The organism is Geodermatophilus sp. SYSU D00742, from assembly GCF_054049935.1.
On record NZ_JBJGYJ010000018.1, the window covers coordinates 1 to 16,805 of the forward strand.

The 16,805-nt window shown below is 74.9% G+C and carries 17 protein-coding genes; 9 read left to right on the plus strand and 8 right to left on the minus strand.

The window, feature by feature from the left end:
* Positions 1–48: 48 nt before the first annotated feature.
* Genes ACI78V_RS13685 through glf form a run of 3 tightly spaced genes read right to left on the minus strand, consistent with a single transcriptional unit; the run spans position 49 to position 3,818 of the window.
* Complete coding sequence (locus tag ACI78V_RS13685; protein ID WP_456851574.1) at positions 49–954, minus strand: glycosyltransferase family 2 protein; 906 nt, start codon at positions 952–954, stop codon at positions 49–51.
* Positions 951–2,573 carry a glycosyltransferase gene (locus ACI78V_RS13690; RefSeq protein ID WP_456851576.1) on the minus strand — a complete coding sequence of 541 codons (1,623 nt, stop codon included), beginning with the start codon at positions 2,571–2,573 and terminating at the stop codon, positions 951–953. The genes ACI78V_RS13685 and ACI78V_RS13690 overlap by 4 nt, the downstream gene beginning before the upstream one ends.
* A 57-nt stretch (positions 2,574–2,630) precedes the next feature.
* A complete protein-coding gene (gene glf, locus ACI78V_RS13695; RefSeq protein WP_456851578.1) occupies positions 2,631–3,818 on the minus strand; it encodes a UDP-galactopyranose mutase in 1,188 nt (395 codons plus the stop codon).
* 134 nt (positions 3,819–3,952) lie between these two features.
* On the opposite strand from glf, the gene ACI78V_RS13700 reads away from it, so the two are divergent.
* Genes ACI78V_RS13700 through ACI78V_RS13715 form a run of 4 tightly spaced genes read left to right on the plus strand, consistent with a single transcriptional unit; the run spans position 3,953 to position 7,782 of the window.
* Positions 3,953–4,906: a glycosyltransferase family 2 protein gene (locus tag ACI78V_RS13700; protein WP_456851580.1), complete on the plus strand. Its 954-nt coding sequence runs from the start codon at positions 3,953–3,955 to the stop codon at positions 4,904–4,906.
* Positions 4,907–4,908: 2 nt separating this feature from the next.
* Positions 4,909–6,006: a mannose-1-phosphate guanylyltransferase gene (locus tag ACI78V_RS13705; protein WP_456851582.1), complete on the plus strand. Its 1,098-nt coding sequence runs from the start codon at positions 4,909–4,911 to the stop codon at positions 6,004–6,006.
* A 23-nt stretch (positions 6,007–6,029) separates the two neighbouring features.
* Positions 6,030–6,800 (plus strand): SDR family NAD(P)-dependent oxidoreductase, encoded by a 771-nt coding sequence (locus ACI78V_RS13710; RefSeq protein WP_456851584.1) that lies wholly within the window; start codon positions 6,030–6,032, stop codon positions 6,798–6,800.
* 19 nt (positions 6,801–6,819) lie between these two features.
* The gene (locus tag ACI78V_RS13715) at positions 6,820–7,782 is read left to right on the plus strand and encodes a DNA-3-methyladenine glycosylase family protein (RefSeq protein WP_456851586.1); all 963 of its coding nucleotides are present in this window, start codon (positions 6,820–6,822) and stop codon (positions 7,780–7,782) included.
* A 9-nt stretch (positions 7,783–7,791) separates the two neighbouring features.
* Here the strand turns inward: ACI78V_RS13715 and rfbA are convergent, their stop codons facing one another.
* The 3 genes from rfbA to cofD are packed head-to-tail and all read right to left on the minus strand — an operon-like array spanning position 7,792 to position 10,757.
* A complete protein-coding gene (gene rfbA / locus ACI78V_RS13720) occupies positions 7,792–8,664 on the minus strand; it encodes a glucose-1-phosphate thymidylyltransferase RfbA (protein ID WP_456851588.1) in 873 nt (290 codons plus the stop codon).
* A gap of 28 nt (positions 8,665–8,692) precedes the next feature.
* Positions 8,693–9,814: a coenzyme F420-0:L-glutamate ligase gene (locus ACI78V_RS13725; protein WP_456851590.1), complete on the minus strand. Its 1,122-nt coding sequence runs from the start codon at positions 9,812–9,814 to the stop codon at positions 8,693–8,695.
* A complete protein-coding gene (gene cofD / locus ACI78V_RS13730) occupies positions 9,807–10,757 on the minus strand; it encodes a 2-phospho-L-lactate transferase (RefSeq protein ID WP_456851592.1) in 951 nt (316 codons plus the stop codon). The genes ACI78V_RS13725 and cofD overlap by 8 nt, the downstream gene beginning before the upstream one ends.
* A 238-nt stretch (positions 10,758–10,995) precedes the next feature.
* Here cofD and ACI78V_RS13735 point away from each other — a divergent pair, with 238 nt between their 5' ends.
* Both ACI78V_RS13735 and ACI78V_RS13740 read left to right on the plus strand, forming a co-directional pair.
* On the plus strand, positions 10,996–11,334 hold the full coding sequence (locus tag ACI78V_RS13735; protein WP_456851594.1) for a WhiB family transcriptional regulator: 339 nt from the start codon (positions 10,996–10,998) through the stop codon (positions 11,332–11,334).
* A gap of 89 nt (positions 11,335–11,423) precedes the next feature.
* The gene (locus ACI78V_RS13740) at positions 11,424–12,272 is read left to right on the plus strand and encodes a hypothetical protein (RefSeq protein WP_456851596.1); all 849 of its coding nucleotides are present in this window, start codon (positions 11,424–11,426) and stop codon (positions 12,270–12,272) included.
* On the opposite strand, the gene ACI78V_RS13745 is transcribed toward ACI78V_RS13740, so the two are convergent.
* A complete protein-coding gene (locus tag ACI78V_RS13745; protein ID WP_456851598.1) occupies positions 12,247–13,272 on the minus strand; it encodes a hypothetical protein in 1,026 nt (341 codons plus the stop codon). The genes ACI78V_RS13740 and ACI78V_RS13745 overlap by 26 nt on opposite strands.
* 81 nt (positions 13,273–13,353) lie before the next feature.
* Between ACI78V_RS13745 and ACI78V_RS13750 the strand changes: the two genes are divergently transcribed.
* Positions 13,354–14,241: a phosphotransferase gene (locus tag ACI78V_RS13750; RefSeq protein WP_456851600.1), complete on the plus strand. Its 888-nt coding sequence runs from the start codon at positions 13,354–13,356 to the stop codon at positions 14,239–14,241.
* A 35-nt stretch (positions 14,242–14,276) separates the two neighbouring features.
* Here the strand turns inward: ACI78V_RS13750 and ACI78V_RS13755 are convergent, their stop codons facing one another.
* Positions 14,277–14,732 (minus strand): metallopeptidase family protein, encoded by a 456-nt coding sequence (locus tag ACI78V_RS13755; protein WP_456851601.1) that lies wholly within the window; start codon positions 14,730–14,732, stop codon positions 14,277–14,279.
* Between the two features lie 196 nt (positions 14,733–14,928).
* Here ACI78V_RS13755 and ACI78V_RS13760 point away from each other — a divergent pair, with 196 nt between their 5' ends.
* Together ACI78V_RS13760 and ACI78V_RS13765 are read left to right on the plus strand one after the other, a co-directional pair.
* A complete protein-coding gene (locus tag ACI78V_RS13760) occupies positions 14,929–15,279 on the plus strand; it encodes a DUF3499 domain-containing protein (protein ID WP_072917856.1) in 351 nt (116 codons plus the stop codon).
* A gap of 117 nt (positions 15,280–15,396) precedes the next feature.
* Positions 15,397–16,761, plus strand: coding sequence for a phosphomannomutase/phosphoglucomutase (locus tag ACI78V_RS13765; protein ID WP_456851603.1), 1,365 nt, complete (start codon positions 15,397–15,399; stop codon positions 16,759–16,761).
* The last annotated feature ends 44 nt before the right edge of the window (positions 16,762–16,805 follow it).

Sequence of the window (16,805 nt, forward strand, 5' to 3'; positions counted from 1 at the left end):
CCGGCGCCCACGGGCGCCGGCGGCTCTCGTCGTCGGGGGAGCGGTGCGTCAGAGGACGGTCCGCGGGAACGCCGGCTTCGGGTCGAAGCGGATGCCCTCGAGGAACTTCCTGGCCAGCCGGCGGCGCAGCCGCCACGGCACCTTCCCGCCCTTGAGGCCGGTGTGCAGGCGCTGGGCGAAGCGCAGGGCGGCGAAGGGGTCCTCGTGGTGCCAGCGGTAGGACGCCTCGTTGCGGACGCCGTACTCGAACTTCCACATGTTGGCGTCGTTCACGTCGCCGAAGTTCACGCCGCGGTTGACACCCAGGTCGTGGGTGACGGTGCTGGCCAGCACCTGCACGCCGGGGCCGGCGGCGGTGATGCGGCGGGTGTACTCCTGGTCGTCGAACCAGATGAAGTACTCCGACAGCGGCAGGCCGAACTGCGTGATGGCCCAGCGCGGGAACATCACGGAGACGAACGAGCAGGAGTTGACCAGCACGCTCTTCTCGCCGCGGACCAGCAGCTTGCCCCAGTCCCAGGTGGGCTCCGGGTTGTTCATCTCGCAGATGTCGCCGTTGGTCCAGCGCACCACCGAGCAGGCGAAGGGCAGCCGCATGCCCATGTTCTGCTCGGCCGCGGCGTGCCCGTCGAGCAGCTGCCGCAGGGCGTCGGTGTCGGCGTAGCAGTCGTCGTCCATGATCCAGACGAAGTCGGCGCCGCGTTCGTAGGCGACCGACATGCCGTGCGCGAAGCCGCCGGCCCCACCGGTGTTGGTGGTCAGCCGCTCGATGTGCACCGTGGGGCGGCCCTCGTAGGCCGCCAGCACCTCGCCGGTCGAGTCCGTGGACGCGTTGTCCACGATGATGACCTGGTCGGCCGGGCGGTCCTGGGCGAGGACCTGCTCGACCACCTTCCCGAGCTTGTCGGCGCGGTTGTAGGTCACGATGACCGCGGCCACGTTCGTCGTGGTCAAGAGGCCCACCTTTCGTAGAGGGACCGGGTCCAGTCCCGGGCGCGGGGGAGCGCGGCGAAGGCATCGACCCGCGCACGCTGCTCGGTGAGCAGACGGGCGATGCGGCCTTCGTCCTCGCAGAGGGAGACCAGCGTGCGCTCGGCGGCACGGAGGAAGGGGACGGTGGCCCGGGGGAGCAGCAGCTCCGGGGTCACGACCGAGGCCTGGGAGCCCACGTCGCTGCTGACGACCAGGACGTCGTGCGCGTCGGCCTCGAACGACGTCAGCGTCACGCCCTCGTTGTCGGAGGTGATGACGAGGACGTCGGCCTCCTCGAGCGTGTCGGCCACCGGGCGCCCGGGCCCGCGCAGCTCCACGACCCCGGTCAGCCCCAGCCGGGCGTGGTCGGCCTGCACGTCGGCGGCGAGCTCGCCGTCCCCGTGCATGACGAACCGGACGCGGTCCCCGAGGCGGCTGCGCAGCTGGGCGGCGAGCCGGAGGAACAGGTAGGGGCGCTTCTGCTGGGTGAAGCGGCCGACGAAGGCGACCGTCAGCGGGTCACCCGGCTTGCGGCTGGACGACGGCGCCGGCCGGTCGGCGGCGGGGTCGACGGTGAGGTCGGCGAGGGTCGCCAGGGCGACCTTCTCCCGGGGCAGGCCCTGGCGGTCGACGAGGTAGTCGCGCAGCTGGGGGGAGATGACGTGGTGGGCGTCCATCACGTTCGACAGCCGCAGGGCGATGTCGACGAAGCCCCCCGTGCGCCACTCCAGCACGTGCAGCGAGTCGACCAGCTCGGTGCCCGGGTACTGGGCGCGGATCCACGGCAGCCGCTGGTAGAGCCAGGAGCAGTGGTGGATGTGCACGCCCCGGATGTCGAAGCGCTCGAACAGCTGGCTGAGCAGCCGCGACTCCTGGGGCCCCTGCATGGGGTGGGTCAGGGGGATGACCAGGGCGTCGTCGAAGACGGGGCGGGCGATGTCGGGGTGCCCCGACGGGCGGTCGCTGAGCACGATCGGCAGCAGGCCGGCCTCGCGCGCCATGCCGATGGTCTCGGCGGCCCACTTCTCGGCGCCGCCGAGCTCGAGCCAGTGCAGGCCGAACAGGACGGCCCTGGTGTGCCCGCGGGACGAGCCGACGGACGTGTTGTGCAGCCGGCCGACCCGGGGGATGGGCTGGGACAGGCGCCGGTTCTCCAGCCGGTCGGTGCGCAGCTGGCGGACGGCGTCGAACGCCACGGGTGCGCGGCGGCGGACGGCGTCCCGTGCGGCGAGCACCCGGCTGGTGGGCTGCTCGCTGCGCATGAGGGCCTCGGGCGGGCCACCGAGGTCGAGGACGACGTCGACGACACCCGTCGTGGGGACCGGGTGGTTGGAGGCGTGTGTCTCGATCGTCCCGACGACGGCGCGGTCGTCGGCCCACTCGATCGTCGACGTGCGGGTGTCGGTCAGCGAGGGGAAGTGGGGGCCGTCCGTCCGCAGGACGGTGGCCCGGATCCGCTCACCCGGCCGGGCCAGGCAGTGGAAGGCCAGAGCGCCGTCGAGGAGGCGGGCCTCCCGGACGGAGAGCCCCGAGAACCAGTCCGGCTCCTGGAGGATCTCGAAGACGCGGTGCGCGCCGGTCTGGTCGTGGGGGTCGGTCACCGGTCGGTCTCCTGGAGGGGTCGGCCGCCAGAGGCGGAGGCGGTCGTCGTGGGCACGTCAGTCCTCCAGGCGGCCGTCGAGCGACTGACCCTGGTCGAAGAACGGGCGGATGCGGTTGTCGAACATGGTCAGCGCGGAGCCGATGGCCATGTGCATGTCGAGGTACTTGTACGTACCCAGCCGGCCACCGAAGAGCACCCGCTTCTCGGCGGCCTCCTTGGTCGCCAGCTCCCGGTAGCGCTCCAGCTTGGCGCGGTCCTCCGGGGTGTTGATCGGGTAGTACGGCTCGTCGCCGGTCTCCGCGAACCGCGAGTACTCGCGGACGACGACGGTCTTGTCCCCCGGGTAGTCGCGCTCGGGGTGGAAGTGCCGGAACTCGTGGATCCGGGTGAAGGGCACGTCCTCGTCGGCGTAGTTCATGACCGACGTCCCCTGGAAGTCGCCGATCGGCAGGACCTCGGTCTCGAAGTCCAGCGTCCGCCAGCCCAGCTCGCCGGCCTGGTAGTCGAAGTACTTGTCGATCGGGCCGGTGAAGACGGTCGGGACGTCCTTGGGCAGGTCGTCGCGGACGTCGAAGTAGTCCGTGGACAGCCGCACCTCGATGTTCGGGTGGTCGGCCATCCGGGTCAGCCAGGCCGTGTACCCGTCCTTGGGCAGGCCCTCGTAGGTGTCGTTGAAGTACCGGTTGTCGAACGTGTACCGCACCGGCAGGCGGGCGATGACCGCGGCGGGCAGGTCGGTCGGGTCGGTCTGCCACTGCTTCTTCGTGTACCCGCGGATGAACGCCTCGTAGAGCGGGCGGCCGACCAGCGAGATCGCCTTCTCCTCGAGGTTCTTGGCCTCGGCGGTGTCGAACTCCGCGGCCTGCTCGGCGACCAGCGCCCTGGCCTCCTCGGGGGAGAAGCTCCTGCCGAAGTACTGGCAGATCGTGGCCAGGTTCATCGGCAGGGAGTAGGTCTGGCCCTGGTAGATGCTGAAAACCCGGTGCTGGTAGTTGGTGAACTCGGTGAACTGGTTGACGTACTGCCAGACCCGTTCGTTGGACGTGTGGAACAGGTGGGCGCCGTAGACGTGGACCTCGATACCGGTCTCCGGCTCGGGCGCGGAGTACGCGTTGCCACCGATGTGGTCGCGCCGGTCGATGACGAGGACCTTCTTGTCCAGCTGGGTGGCCACCCGCTCGGCGACGGTCAACCCGAAGAACCCGGAACCGACGACGACGAGGTCAGGACTGGCTGAAGTCACGCCTTGCGACTGTACCGACGCGCGCGCGTCCCCTCCGGGCGCGAAACGGGGAAGTGGGACGAAACCGTCCCCCACGCACCAGTGGTCACAGCGGGTGCACCCCGTCCCGCGCAACGCCTCGTAGTGTCCTCCGCGTGAGTGCACGCCCTGAGACCGCACCGCTGCGCGTGGTGGCGGTGACCTACTCCCCGGGCGAGGCCCTCGAGGGCTTCATCGACTCGCTGGCGCAGGCGACGACCCGCCCGGTCGAGGTCGTCCTCGCCGACAACGGGTCCACCGACGGCGCCCCGGAGCGGGCCGCGGCCCAGCACCCGCACGTCCGGCTGCTGCGCACCGGCGGCAACATCGGGTACGGCGCCGCGGTCAACGCCGGGATGGCCGGGCTGACCGACGGTCACGCGGTCGTCGCCAACCCCGACGTCCGGTTCGAGCCGGGCTCGGTCGACGAGCTGCTCGCCGTCGCCGCCCGGTGGCCGCGGGCCGCCACCGTGGGCCCCGCGATCCGGACGCCCGAGGGCGAGCTGTACCCGTCGGCCCGCGACCTGCCGCGGCTGTCCACCGGCGCCGGGCACGCGCTGCTGGGCTGGGCCTGGCCGGCCAACCCGTGGACGGCCCGGTACCGCCGCGAGCGCGAGGCGCCGAGCGAGCGCCCGGCCGGCTGGCTGTCGGGCTCGTGTCTGCTGGTCGACGTCGCCGCGTTCTGGTCGGTCGGCGGCTTCGACCCCGGCTACTTCATGTACTTCGAGGACGTCGACCTCGCCGAGAGGCTGACCCGGCGCGGCTGGCTGCACGTCTACGCCCCCTCGGCGGTGGTGACGCACGAGGGCGGGCACGCCACCCGCCGGGAACCGCACCGCATGCAGCGCGTGCACCACACCAGCGCACTGCGCTACCTGTCCGGCCAGTACCCGCTGCGGCGACACGCGCCCCTGCGCGGGGCGCTCCGGGTCGGGCTGGGCGGCCGGATGCTGGTGTCCTACGTCAGCGGCAGGGTGGCCGCCGGCGCCCGCTTCCAGCGGCGCGCGGAGGGCGTGGGACGTCAGGCCCGGGAGAGCCGGGCGCTGCCGCGCCGGCGGGGGAGGAGCTGACGGTGCGCCACGCGGTGATCATGGCCGGTGGGTCGGGTACGCGGCTGTGGCCGCTGTCCCGGGCCGGACGGCCCAAGCAGCTGCTCGACGTCGTCGCCGACGGGGACGGTGCCGCGCACAGCCTGCTGGCCGAGGCGTTCGCCCGGCTGGAGGCTGTCCTGCCCGCCGAGCGCATCTGGGTGTGCACGGCCGCCCGGTACGGCGCCCAGGTGCGCGCCGCACTGCCCCGGCTGCGTCCCGATCGGCTGGTGCTCGAACCCGTCGCCCGGGACACCGCCAACGCCGTCGGCCTGGCCGCGGCCCTCGTCGCCGACGTCGACCCGGGTGCGGAGCTCGCCGTGGTCAGCGCCGACCACGTCATCCGGCCGGTCGAGCGGTTCGCCAGCGCGCTGACCACCGCCTACGACGCCCTCGCCGTGCGGCCCCGCTCGCTGGTCACCCTCGGCATCCGCCCCACCGCACCGGCCACCGGCTTCGGGTACGTGCAGCGCGGCGCCGCCACGGAGGTGCCCGGCGTGGCCGAGGCGGCGTCCTTCCGGGAGAAGCCCGACCGCGCCACCGCCGAGGCCTACCTCGCGTCGGGCGAGTACCTGTGGAACTCCGGCATGTTCGTCTGGCGGGCGCGGACGGTGCTCGACGCGCTCGCCGACCACCTGCCCGAGAGCGCGGAGGGGCTCGCCCGGGTCGTCGCCGCGCCCGCGGGGCCCGAGCGGGACGCCGTCCTCGCCGAGGTCTTCCCGACGCTGCCGAGGATCAGCGTCGACTACGCCGTCCTGGAGCCCGCAGCGGCCGAGCCGGGGCGGGTGCTGGTCGCCGACCTCGACGTCGACTGGCTCGACGTCGGCTCGTGGCCGGCCCTGGCCGCGACCCTGGAGACGGTCGGCGGCAACGCCGTCCGCGGCCTGGCGGTGACCCTCGACAGCGCCGGCAACATCGTCTTCAGCGACGACCCCGGGCACCTCGTGGCCCTGGTGGGGATGCGCGACAGCGTCGTCGTCGCCACCCGGGACGTCACGATGGTCTGCCCCGTGGGTGACGCGGAGCGGGTGAAGCAGTTGCTGGCCGCGGTGGAGCAGCGACACGGGTCACAGTTCAGCTGATCGTCCCGGATAGCCTGCGGCGCATGAAGGACTTCGACGTCGCCGCTGTCGTCTCCGGAGGGGCCTCCGGCCTGGGGGAGGCCACCACCCGGGCGCTGGCCGGGCGGGGCGCGGCCGTGACCATCCTCGACATCCAGGAGGACCGCGGGAAGGAGCTGGCCGCCGAGCTCGGCGGGCACACCACCTTCGTCCGCACCGACGTCACCGACCCTGCGTCGGTGGAGGCTGCGGTCGCCGAGGCCACCGGCAAGGACCGGCCGCTGCGGGTCGCGGTCAACTGCGCCGGCATCGGCTGGGCACAGCGCACCGTCGGCAAGGGCAACGTGCCCCACGACTTCGACCCGTTCGTCCGCACCGTGATGGTCAACCTGGTCGGCACGTTCAACGTGCTGCGGCTGGCCGCGGCAGCGATGGCCGCCACCGAGCCGGGCGAGGACGGCGAGCGCGGGGTCGTGGTGAACACCGCCTCCATCGCGGCCTACGACGGGCAGATCGGGCAGATCGCCTACTCGGCGTCCAAGGGCGGCATCGTCGGCATGACGCTGCCGGCGGCGCGTGACCTCTCCGGCGTCGGCGTCCGGGTCTGCACGATCGCGCCCGGCCTGGTCGACACCCCGCTGCTGGGCAGCCTGCCGGAGGAGGCCCGCCAGAGCCTGTCGGCGGGCATACCCTTCCCCAAGCGCCTGGGCCGCCCCTCGGACTTCGCCGAGCTGGCCCTCGACATCGTCGAGCACGGTTACCTGAACGGCGAGGTCATCCGGATGGACGGCGCGCTCCGGATGGCACCGCGCTGACCCGTCCGGCCACCTGCGGGTGGCTGGTCCTCTTCCCCGGGAGCACCACCTGAGCACCACCCTCGAGGCGCCGGTCTTCGCCGACGTCTGGCGGCCGGACTGGCCGCTGGACGTCCGCCGGACCCTCTTCCCGCACCAGCGCAGCAGCGGCGACCCGACGCTGCGGCACACCGACGGGGCGACCTGGCGCACGGTGAGCACCTCCGACGGGCCGGCGACGGTGCGGATCGTGGTGTGCGCCGGGGAGGTGCGGGTGACCGCGTGGGGCCCCGGCGCGGAGCGGGCCGGGTCGGCGGTGCCCGCCTGGCTCGGCGCGGCCGACCGGCCGGAGGCCTTCGACCCCGGCGGGCACCCGCTGGTCACCCGGCTGCACCGCACGACCCCCTGGCTGCGGCTGGGCCGCACCGGCCGCACCTGGGACGCCCTGGTGCCCGCCGTCCTGGAACAGAAGGTCACCGTCGTCGAGGCGCACCGGGTGTGGCGGGCGCTGATCCGGCTGGCCGGCGAGCCGGCCCCCGGCCCCGCGCCGGAGGGCATGCGGGTGGTCCCGACCCCGGAGCGGGTGCTGGCGGTCACCGACTGGGAGTGGCACCGTTGTGGCCTCGACGGCGCCCGCCGCCGAGCCCTGCGCGCCGTCGCGAGCGTCGCCTCCCGGCTGGAGCCGGAGGCGGCGGTCGACTGCGCCGACCTGCAGCGCCGGATGCGGTCGGTTCCGGGCATCGGCGTCTGGACGGCGGCGGAGGTGGTGCAGCGGGTGTTCGGCTGCCCCGACACGGTCAGCTACGGCGACTACCACCTGAAGAACCAGGTGGGCTTCGCGCTCACCGGCGCGGCGCGCACCGACGACGACGGGATGATGGCCCTGCTCGAGCCCTGGCGGGGGCAGCGGCAGCGGGTCGTGCGCCTGCTGCTGGCCGGGGGTGTCGCGCGGGCGCCGCGGTTCGGCCCGCGCAACGCCGCGACCGACCACCGCCGCCGCTGAGAGAGCCCCTCAGACGCGGGGCTCGTCGAGGAGGTGGAGCAGGTAGTCGCCGTAGCCGCTCTTGGCCAGTGGTCCGGCGGCCTGGCGCAGGCCCTCGTCGTCCAGCCAGCCCTGGCGCCAGGCGACCTCCTCGATGCAGCCGATCTTGAGTCCCTGCCGCTCCTCGACGACGGAGACGAACTCGGTGGCCTGCCGCAGCGAGGCGAAGGTGCCGGTGTCCAGCCACGCGGTGCCGCGGTCGAGCACGGTCACCGTCAGCCGGCCCTCGCGCAGATAGTGCTCGTTGACCGCGGTGATCTCCAGCTCCCCGCGCGCGCTGGGCGTGATGCCGCGGGCGACGTCGACCACCGAGGACTCGTAGAAGTACAGGCCCGGGACGGCGTAGGAGCTCTTCGGCCGTGCCGGCTTCTCCTCGATGGAGGTCACCCGGCGGTCGGTGTCGAACTCGACCACGCCGTAGTCCTGCGGGTTGGCCACGTGGTAGGCGAAGACGTGCCCGCCGTCGGGCTCGGGCAGCCGGCCGAGGGCGGTGCCCAGCCCGGCGCCGTAGAAGATGTTGTCGCCGAGCACGAGCGCGACGGACTGGTCGCCGATGAAGTCCGCGCCGATCAGGAAGGCCTGCGCCAGCCCCTCGGGCCGCGGCTGGACGGCGTACTCGATCCGCATCCCCAGCCGGTCGCCGTCGCCGAGCAGGTGGCGGAAGGCCTCCTGGTCGCCCGGGGTCGTGATCACCAGCACCTCGCGGACTCCGGCCATCATCAGCGTGGAGAGCGGGTAGTACACCATCGGCTTGTCGTAGACCGGCATCAGCTGCTTGCTGACCGCCTGCGTGATCGGGAACAGGCGGCTGCCGGTGCCCCCGGCCAGGATGATCCCGCGCATGACCACCGACGCTACCCAGCCGGGGTGGTCACGGCGCCGGCGAACCCAGCCACAACCTCCCCACGAGCGAGGTGCCACCCGGCGTCCCGACCGGCTCCCAGCGCGTGGTCCAGCCCTCGGCGTGCAACTGCACGACGACCGCGCCGACGAGGGCGCCCAGGTTCAGCGCGGTCGTGGTGGTCGCCCGCTCCGGGAGGTGGACGTCGACCACGCCGTCCCCCTCGCCGCCGTAGCGGACCACGACGGGGAACTCGGGCAGCGCGGCGACCGCGACGCGGAACGCCTCGGCGACGGCGTCCAGCTCGCCGGGGCGCGGCACGAGGTCGGCCGCGGGTGCGCGGGAACCCACGAGGTCGCGGCTGCCGTAGGGGAAGAGGTCGCCCGGACCCAGGCGGACCAGCGGCCGCGTGCCGGCGTCCTCGGCCGGCGGCGCGACGGTCAGGCCCCGGACGACGGCGACCGGGATCCCGCCCAGCTTGCCCTTCACCAGGTCGCCGGCAGCGGCGAGCTCGTCGACCAGGGCCACCTGCGTGGTCTCCAGCCGGTTGCCGTGCACGTCGACGTCCCCGCGGTGGTCGACGAGCGCGGGCACCCCCGCGGAGCCCACCGCGACGTCGGTGAGGCCCTCCCGCCAGGTGCGGCCGAACGTGTCGCTGACGACCACGCCGACGGTGGTCCCCAGCAGCTCCCGCAGCCGCGCCCGCAGATCCCGCGCGGAGGCGTCGGCGTCGGCCGGCAGCAGCACGAGGGCGTCGCCCGGCACGTTGGAGGCGTCGATGCCGGCCGCGGCCACCACCCAGCCCTGCCGGGTCTCCACGATCCTCAGCGGCCCGCGCCGGGCCACCACCCGGACGGTCTCCGCGTCGATCGCCCGCTGCCGTGCGGCCTCCCGGTCGGTGCCCGGCTCCACCTGCACCAGCCGGCCCTCGACCTTCGAGACCACCTTGGAGGTGACGACGACGACGTCGCCGTCGGCCAGCCAGGGCGCGGCGCCGGCGATCGCGGCGGCCAGGTCGTCGCCCGGGCGGAACTCCGGCAGCCCGCGTACCGGCAGGACGCAGATCCCGTCGGGGACCGTGGCGGCGGCCCCGTCCCGGGTCCCGCCCTGCGCCTGCGTTGGGTGGGGGGGACGGGGTCCTTCCTCAGACACCGGCGGCGTCCAGGGCCGCGCGCGCCATCGCCGCCGTGGCCTCGGGGCCGGTCATCAGCAGCGGGACCGCGCGCACGTCGACGCCGGGCACGTCGGCACGGTCGCCGGTGTGCACCAGCCAGGCGTCGAGCAGACCGCCGGCCGAGCGGGCGCCGTAGTGCCGCCCGACGCCCTCCGCGCTGACCTCCACCCCCACCACCGGCAGGCAGCGGTCGGCCATGCCGCGGACCACGGCGCCGGACACGACGGGGGAGATCCCGACCACGCGGCCCGGTGTGGCCAGCAGCGCGTTCCGCAGCCCCGGGACCCCGAGGACCGTCCCGATCGACACCACCGGGTTGGACGGGGCGAGCAGCACCGCGTCGGCGGCGGCGAACGCCTCGGCGACACCGGGGGCGGGCCGGGCGGCGTCGACGCCCACCTGGACGAAGGCCGACGCCGGCAGCCCGGCCCGGTGGCGCACCCACCACTCCTGGAAGTGGATCGCGCGCTGGCGCCCGCTGTCGGGGTCGGCCACCACGACGTGGGTCTCGACCCGCTGGTCGCTCATCGGCAGCAGCTCGACGCCGGGCTGCCAGCGGTCGGCCAGTGCGGCGGTCACCTGGGACAGGGGGTAGCCGGCGTCGAGCATCCGGGTGCGCACCAGGTGCGTGGCGAGGTCGCGGTCGCCGAGACCGAACCAGGTCGGCTCGGCCCCGTAGGCGGCGAGCTCCTCCTTGACCGTCCAGCTCTCGCCGAGCCGGCCCCAGCCCCGGTCGGGGTCGATGCCGCCGCCGAGGGTGTACATGACCGTGTCGAGGTCCGGGCAGATCCGCAGGCCGTGCATCGTGACGTCGTCCCCGGTGTTGACCACGGCGGTGAGCCGGGCGCCGGGCGCGGCGGCACGGAGGCCGGCCAGGAAACGGGCCCCGCCGACCCCTCCGGCGAGCACGACGATCTGCACGAAAGTCATCGTGCCCGATGGGCAGTTGTCGACTGTTCGCCGGGCGTGTCGAGGGGTGGGACGAGAAGTGACGAACAGGGTGTGACGGGTGGGGCGCGTGTGGCGAGTCGCTTACACCGCGCGAAGTTGACGCCTACGCAACGACACGCGTGTAATTCCCGCGGTGTCAGCGAGTGCCGAGCGGCCCGGGATCGTCCCGGAGGGCGCGCACCGGGGGAGCGAGAGGGGACGCATCGTCATGGCAGAGGTCTCGTGGCTGAGCGACTACGTCAGCGCGTCGGAGCGGAACGCCGACCGCGGCGCTGACGGGGTCGGCCGGGCCTCCGCCGGGATCTGGAGCGCGGGCCTGGAGGCCGACGCCCAGTCGTGGCAGGAGCGGGCGCTGTGCGCCGAGACCGACCCGGAGGCGTTCTTCCCCGAGAAGGGCGGCTCGACCCGTGAGGCGAAGAAGATCTGCACCGGCTGCGAGGTCAAGGCCGAGTGCCTGGAGTACGCGCTGGCCAACGACGAGCGTTTCGGCATCTGGGGCGGCCTGTCCGAGCGGGAGCGCCGCCGGCTCCGGCGCCGCGCGGTCTGACGCCCTCCACACTGCCGTGTGACACCAGCCCCGAGCCGTTCCACAGCCGCCGACGGACCGCCGTCGGCGGCTGTGGTGCCATTCGGGGTGTGACGACACGGGGACCTCTGACCAGGGTGGCGACCGGCCGGGCCGAGGTGGTCCGGGAGCTGCGCGCCGCCGTCCCGCTGCAGGCCGCCGTCCGGACCCCGGTCACCGCCCGCGGCCCCTGGCTGACCACCGTGCTCAACGTCGCGGCAGCCCGCCCCCGGCCGGGCACGCGACCGGTCGCGGTCGTCGTGGACCGGAACGCCGACCGGGTCGGCGGGCCGGCCGCGCTGGCCGCCCTCGTCGTCGACGGCCGCGGCCCCCGGGTCGCGGTCACGCTGCTCGGCGACGGTGCGCCGGTGCCGCCCGGCGCGGCCCCCGCCCGCCTCCCGGTGCGGGACGACGGCGCTGCCGCACAGCTGGCCGCGGGCGTCCTGGGCCTCCTCGACGGGGTGCGGCGGCCGTGGACGCTGCGACTGACCGGACTCCCGCTGGGCGACCCGACGCTGCGGGAGCTGGGCCGGCTGCGTCCGGAGGCGGCCTTCGCCACCGCGCGCAGTGCCCGCCTGGTCGACGCACTCGACCGGGCCGGCCCCGTGCACCGCAGCCGCGACGCCCGCGAGCTGGACCGGTGGCTGCCCCGGTTGCTGGCCCGCGAGCCCGACCGCCGGACCCGGCTCCTGCTGCGGGCCGCCGCCCGGCTGCACTCCGCGATCGGTCAGGTGGAGGTGGCCGTGCTGCCCGGGGAGGACCGGTTGAGGGCCGGGCTGCTCACCCTCGTCGACGGCGCCGACCGCCGGCCGTGGTGGGGCTTCTCCGACGTCGGCGGCCTGACCCGTGAGATGGGTGCGCCGGTCGTCTCCCTCACCCTGTCCGGCGGGCCGCTCAGCCGGCGTACCGGATCACGTTGAAGCCGTCGCGGGTCGTCGTCGTCCGGTCGGTGCCCAGGAACAGCGTCGCCTCGGCGACCGCGCCGCCGTCGCGCACCGGTCCCGCCGGGGAGACGGTGACGGTCAGCTCGTACACCCGCCCCGTGTAGGCCGGGGCGGTGGCGATCGGCCGGGTGTAGGTCGGGAACCGCCCGGTCAGCCGGAGGTCGTCGCCGTCCCGGGTGACGCGGAGGGCGGGGGAGGGCAGGTCGGCGTACTCGGTCGTCGACCGCAGGCAGCCGGCGGCGTCCGGATCGGCGGGCGGCTCGTCGGCCACGCAGTTCCACGTCGGCAGGGTCACGTGGGCCAGCGCCGCGCCGCCCTCCCCGGCCGGGTCCCCGGTGGCGGTCACGCTGACCACCGGTTCGGCGACGGTGACGCCCACCGCGTGCCGCTCGACGACGATCCCGCCGAAGCCGAGCGTGGCGGTGACGCCGTCCTCGCCGAGCGGCACCGAACGGTCGGCCAGGGCGCCGGCGCCGGTCTCACCCGGCAGCGGGTGGTCCGGCACGCCGGGCAGCTCCGGGACCGGTGTCGGGGTGACCGGGGTCGGCGGCGCCGGGAGGGGGGTGGGAGCCGGCGGCTCCTCGGCGGTCGGGGTGTCGTCCTCCCGCGTGGCGGCGGCGACCACGGCGAGGGCGCCGACGAGCAGCACGGCGACGGCGGCCATCGCGGTCACCACCCGGACGGCGCCGGGACCGTCGTCCCCGTCGCCGGTGCCGACCGGGAGGCCGGGAGGTGGCTCGGGCGGGGCAGGCGCCGGGACCGCGGGTGTGCCCGGGGGCGTGTCGAGGAAAGCGGGGAGGTCGTCGTGCGGGAAACGGGCCACGGGCGGCGGGACGGCCGTCTCCGCCGGGACCGGACCGTGGGTGCGGGCACCGCCGCGGCGGCCGGTCAGCAGCAGCGCGACCAGCCCGGCCAGCGCCAGGACCGCCACGCCCAGCACGATCCAGGGCACGGCGGCCGGCGCGGAGGAGTCCATCCCGGCAAGCATCCCAGGGACGCCGAGCCGGCCCGTCCGGACTCCGTGCGGGGTCGGCGGCGGGCTGGGAGGCTCACTCGCGTGACCAGCAACGGGACGACGGAGGGCGCGGCGCGGGAACGGGTGGGTGCGTTGCTGGCCGAGCTGGGCGTCGAGCAGCCGCTCACCGGGGTCACCGACCTGTCCGCCGCGCTGGGCATCGTCCAGGGCGTCCTGGCCGACCGGGTGGTCGACCTCGCGGTCACCGAGAGCGGGCGCCGGCGGCTGCGGGCCGAGCTGCGGGGTCGGCGCTGGGCCGAGGAGCGGCAGATCGGCGTCCCCGAGGTCCTGGCCGCCGCGGACGACGGGCGGTGGCTGCTCTCCCGCCGTGTCCACCCCGTGCCGGGTGGCGGTCCCCGCTGGACGGAGGCCGCCGTGGACGCCGCCGTGCGGATCGCGCCGCCACCAGCACCGCCGGGCAGCCCGTGGCAGCCGCCGGCCCGGCCGGCCCTGCGCCGCGCCCGGGCATCGGTGGGCGACACCGGGCGGCTGTTGCGCGGCGGCATCCGGCTGGGCGAGCTGCGCGCGGTGCGGGCGGCGGCCGCGGAGCTGCCGCTGTCGGAGGTGACCCACGGGGACCTGCGGGCCGCCAACGCCGTGCTCGACGACGCGGGTCGCATGGTGGTCCTGGAGTGGACGGGCGTCCGCTCGGGTCCGCGGCACCGGGACCTGCTGACCCTGTGGGCGAGCACCCCCGACGAGGAGGACCGTGCCCGGATGGCCCGGGTGGTGCTCGACCGCACCGCCGGGTGGGAGGAACCCGACGTCGGCCTGCTGTGGCACGCCGTCGCCCTCGAGCAGCTCACCGCCCGGCTGACCCGCGCCGACCGCGGCGACGGCCTGGACCTCGCCTTCTGCCGGGCGCGGCTGGCCGACGCCCGCGGCATCGCCGCCGAGCTGGGCAGCCCGGTGCGCGTCCCCGAGCGCTGACGAGCCGAGCGGGCGGGGCGGCCGTTGCCACCCCCTCAGCTCGTGGGGTCGATCTCCTCGGGATCGCGACCGAGCAGCACCGCCACCTGGTCGACGACGACGTCGCGGACGAGATCGGCGAGGTCGTCGCGGTCGTGCGCGCGCAGCTCCAGGGGCCGCCGGTAGACGACGATCCGCGGTGGCACCTCGCGGCTGCCCTCCCGGTGGGCCGGCAGCACGCGGGCCAGCGGGACGCTGCCGTCGTCCAGGACGTCGGCGTCGAGGACCACCTCGTCGGGGTTGGTGTGCTCGACCCACGGGACGTCCTCGACGGCGAACTCCACGCCGGCCAGTTCCTTCTCCCACCGGCGTTCGAGGTCCTCGACCGCGTCGAGGACCAGGTCGTCGAACTGCTCGGCGCGACTGCGGGCCAGGGGCACCCCGTCAGGGACCAGGCGCCCGCGCAGGCCGCGGCCGTGCCGGTCGCGGCGGGAACGGGCGGGTCGGGTCATGGCGAGTGCGAGCGTACGGCCGCGGCGCACCGGGGCGCCGATCGTGCCCGCACGGACCCGCCGTGGCGTCCTGGAGGGGTGCACGGGACCGTCGTGGAGGATGGGGCTGCTGCTGTCGGCACGGCGGCGGATGCCGGTGTGCCTGATGCCAAGGACCCCCGTACGCGTCTACTGTGCGGTGCGTGAGGAACCGGTGGTGAGGCAGTCACGTCGCTGCTCGCGCAGCGGCTGCGCGCAACCGGCGGCAGCGACTCTGACCTACGTGTACGCGGAGTCGACCGCCGTCGTCGGCCCCTTGGCGACCTTCTCGGAGCCGCACAGCTACGACCTCTGCGAGTTCCACGCCGAGCGGCTCACCGTGCCGCGCGGCTGGGAGGTCGTCCGCCACGAGATCGACGTCGAGGACTCCGGGCCCACCGGCGACGACCTGCTGGCCCTGGCCGACGCCGTCCGCGAGGCGGCCCGGCCCGAGCCCCCGCGCAACCCCGCCGACGACGGCAGCGGCACCCGCCGCGGTCACCTGCGGGTCCTGCCCGACATCACCTGAGCGCCGACCCCGTCCCGGCCACCCTGCGAACGCCCGGGGCGGGGCGGCGACGGGACCCTGCCGCGCGGTCGGGGCGCCGCTGCGCCGGGCGACGGGCACGCGGCTAGGGTCGCTCGCGTGGCGGACCTCTCCTCGATCATCAAGGCGTACGACGTGCGCGGCGTCGTGCCGGACGAGTGGGACGAGACCGTCGCCCGCCGCATCGGCGCCGCGTTCGCCGAGCTGATGGCGCAGGAGAGCGGCGCGACCGCCGTGGTCACCGCCCACGACATGCGCGACTCCTCGGTGCCCCTGTCGCGGGCCTTCGCCCAGGGCGTGCTCAGCCGCGGCGTCGACGTCGTCGAGGCGGGCCTGGGCTCCACCGACCTGCTCTACTTCGCCTCGGGCTCCCTCGGCCTGCCCGGCGCGATGTTCACCGCCAGCCACAACCCCGCGCAGTACAACGGCATCAAGCTCTGCCGGGCCGGCGCGGCCCCCGTGGGGCAGGACTCCGGGCTGGTCACGATCCGGGAGTGGGCCCAGCGGGACGCCTACGACCGCGTACCGCCCCGGACGGCCACCGTCGCCCAGCGCGACCTGCTCGCCGGGTACGCCGCGCACCTGCGGTCGCTGGTCGACCTGTCGCGGACCCGGCCGCTGCGGGTCGTCGTCGACGCCGGCAACGGGATGGGCGGCCACACGGTGCCCGTCGTCCTGGCCGACCTGCCGCTGACCGTCCTGCCGATGTACTTCGAGCTCGACGGCTCCTTCCCCAACCACGAGGCCAACCCGCTGGACCCGGCCAACCTCGTCGACCTGCAGGCCGAGGTGCGCCGCACCGGCGCCGACATCGGCCTGGCCTTCGACGGCGACGCCGACCGGGTGTTCGTCGTCGACGAGCGCGGCGAGCCGGTCAGCCCCTCGGCGATCACCGCCCTGGTCGCGGTGCGCGAGCTGGCCAAGGGCCACGGGACGACGATCATCCACAACCTCATCACCTCGCGGGCGGTCCCCGAGATCGTCCGCGAGCACGGCGGCGAACCGGTGCGCACCCGCGTCGGGCACTCGTTCATCAAGGCCGAGATGGCCCGCACCGACGCCGTCTTCGGCGGCGAGCACTCCGCGCACTACTACTTCCGTGACTTCTGGCGGGCCGACACCGGCATGCTCGCCGCCATGCACGTGCTCGCCGCGCTGGGGGAGCAGAGCCGGCCACTGTCGGAGCTGACCGGCGGGTACAGCCGCTACGCCGCCTCCGGCGAGGTGAACTCCACGGTCGCCGACGCGGCCGGGCGGGCGGAGGCGGTGCGGGCGGCCTTCGCCGACGAGGACGGCGTGACCGTCGACGACCTCGACGGGCTGACGGTCACCCTGCCCGACGGCTCGTGGTTCAACCTGCGGGCGAGCAACACCGAACCCCTGCTGCGGCTCAACGTCGAGGCGCCCGACGCGGCGCGGATGACCGAGCTGCGGAACCGAGTGCTGGAGATGGTGCGCGCATGACCCGACCCCACGAGAACGCCCCGCCGGCGCGCCACGTCCCCGCG

What these genes read in the sequence shown, in the direction of transcription:
- ACI78V_RS13710 (WP_456851584.1), top strand. Translation starts at nt 6,030, where the DNA reads ATGAAGGACTTCGACGTCGCCGCTGTCGTCTCCGGAGGGGCCTCCGGC.
- rfbA (WP_456851588.1), bottom strand. Translation starts at nt 8,664, where the DNA reads ATGCGCGGGATCATCCTGGCCGGGGGCACCGGCAGCCGCCTGTTCCCG.
- ACI78V_RS13735 (WP_456851594.1), top strand. Translation starts at nt 10,996, where the DNA reads ATGGCAGAGGTCTCGTGGCTGAGCGACTACGTCAGCGCGTCGGAGCGG.
- ACI78V_RS13745 (WP_456851598.1), bottom strand. Translation starts at nt 13,272, where the DNA reads ATGGACTCCTCCGCGCCGGCCGCCGTGCCCTGGATCGTGCTGGGCGTG.
- ACI78V_RS13755 (WP_456851601.1), bottom strand. Translation starts at nt 14,732, where the DNA reads ATGACCCGACCCGCCCGTTCCCGCCGCGACCGGCACGGCCGCGGCCTG.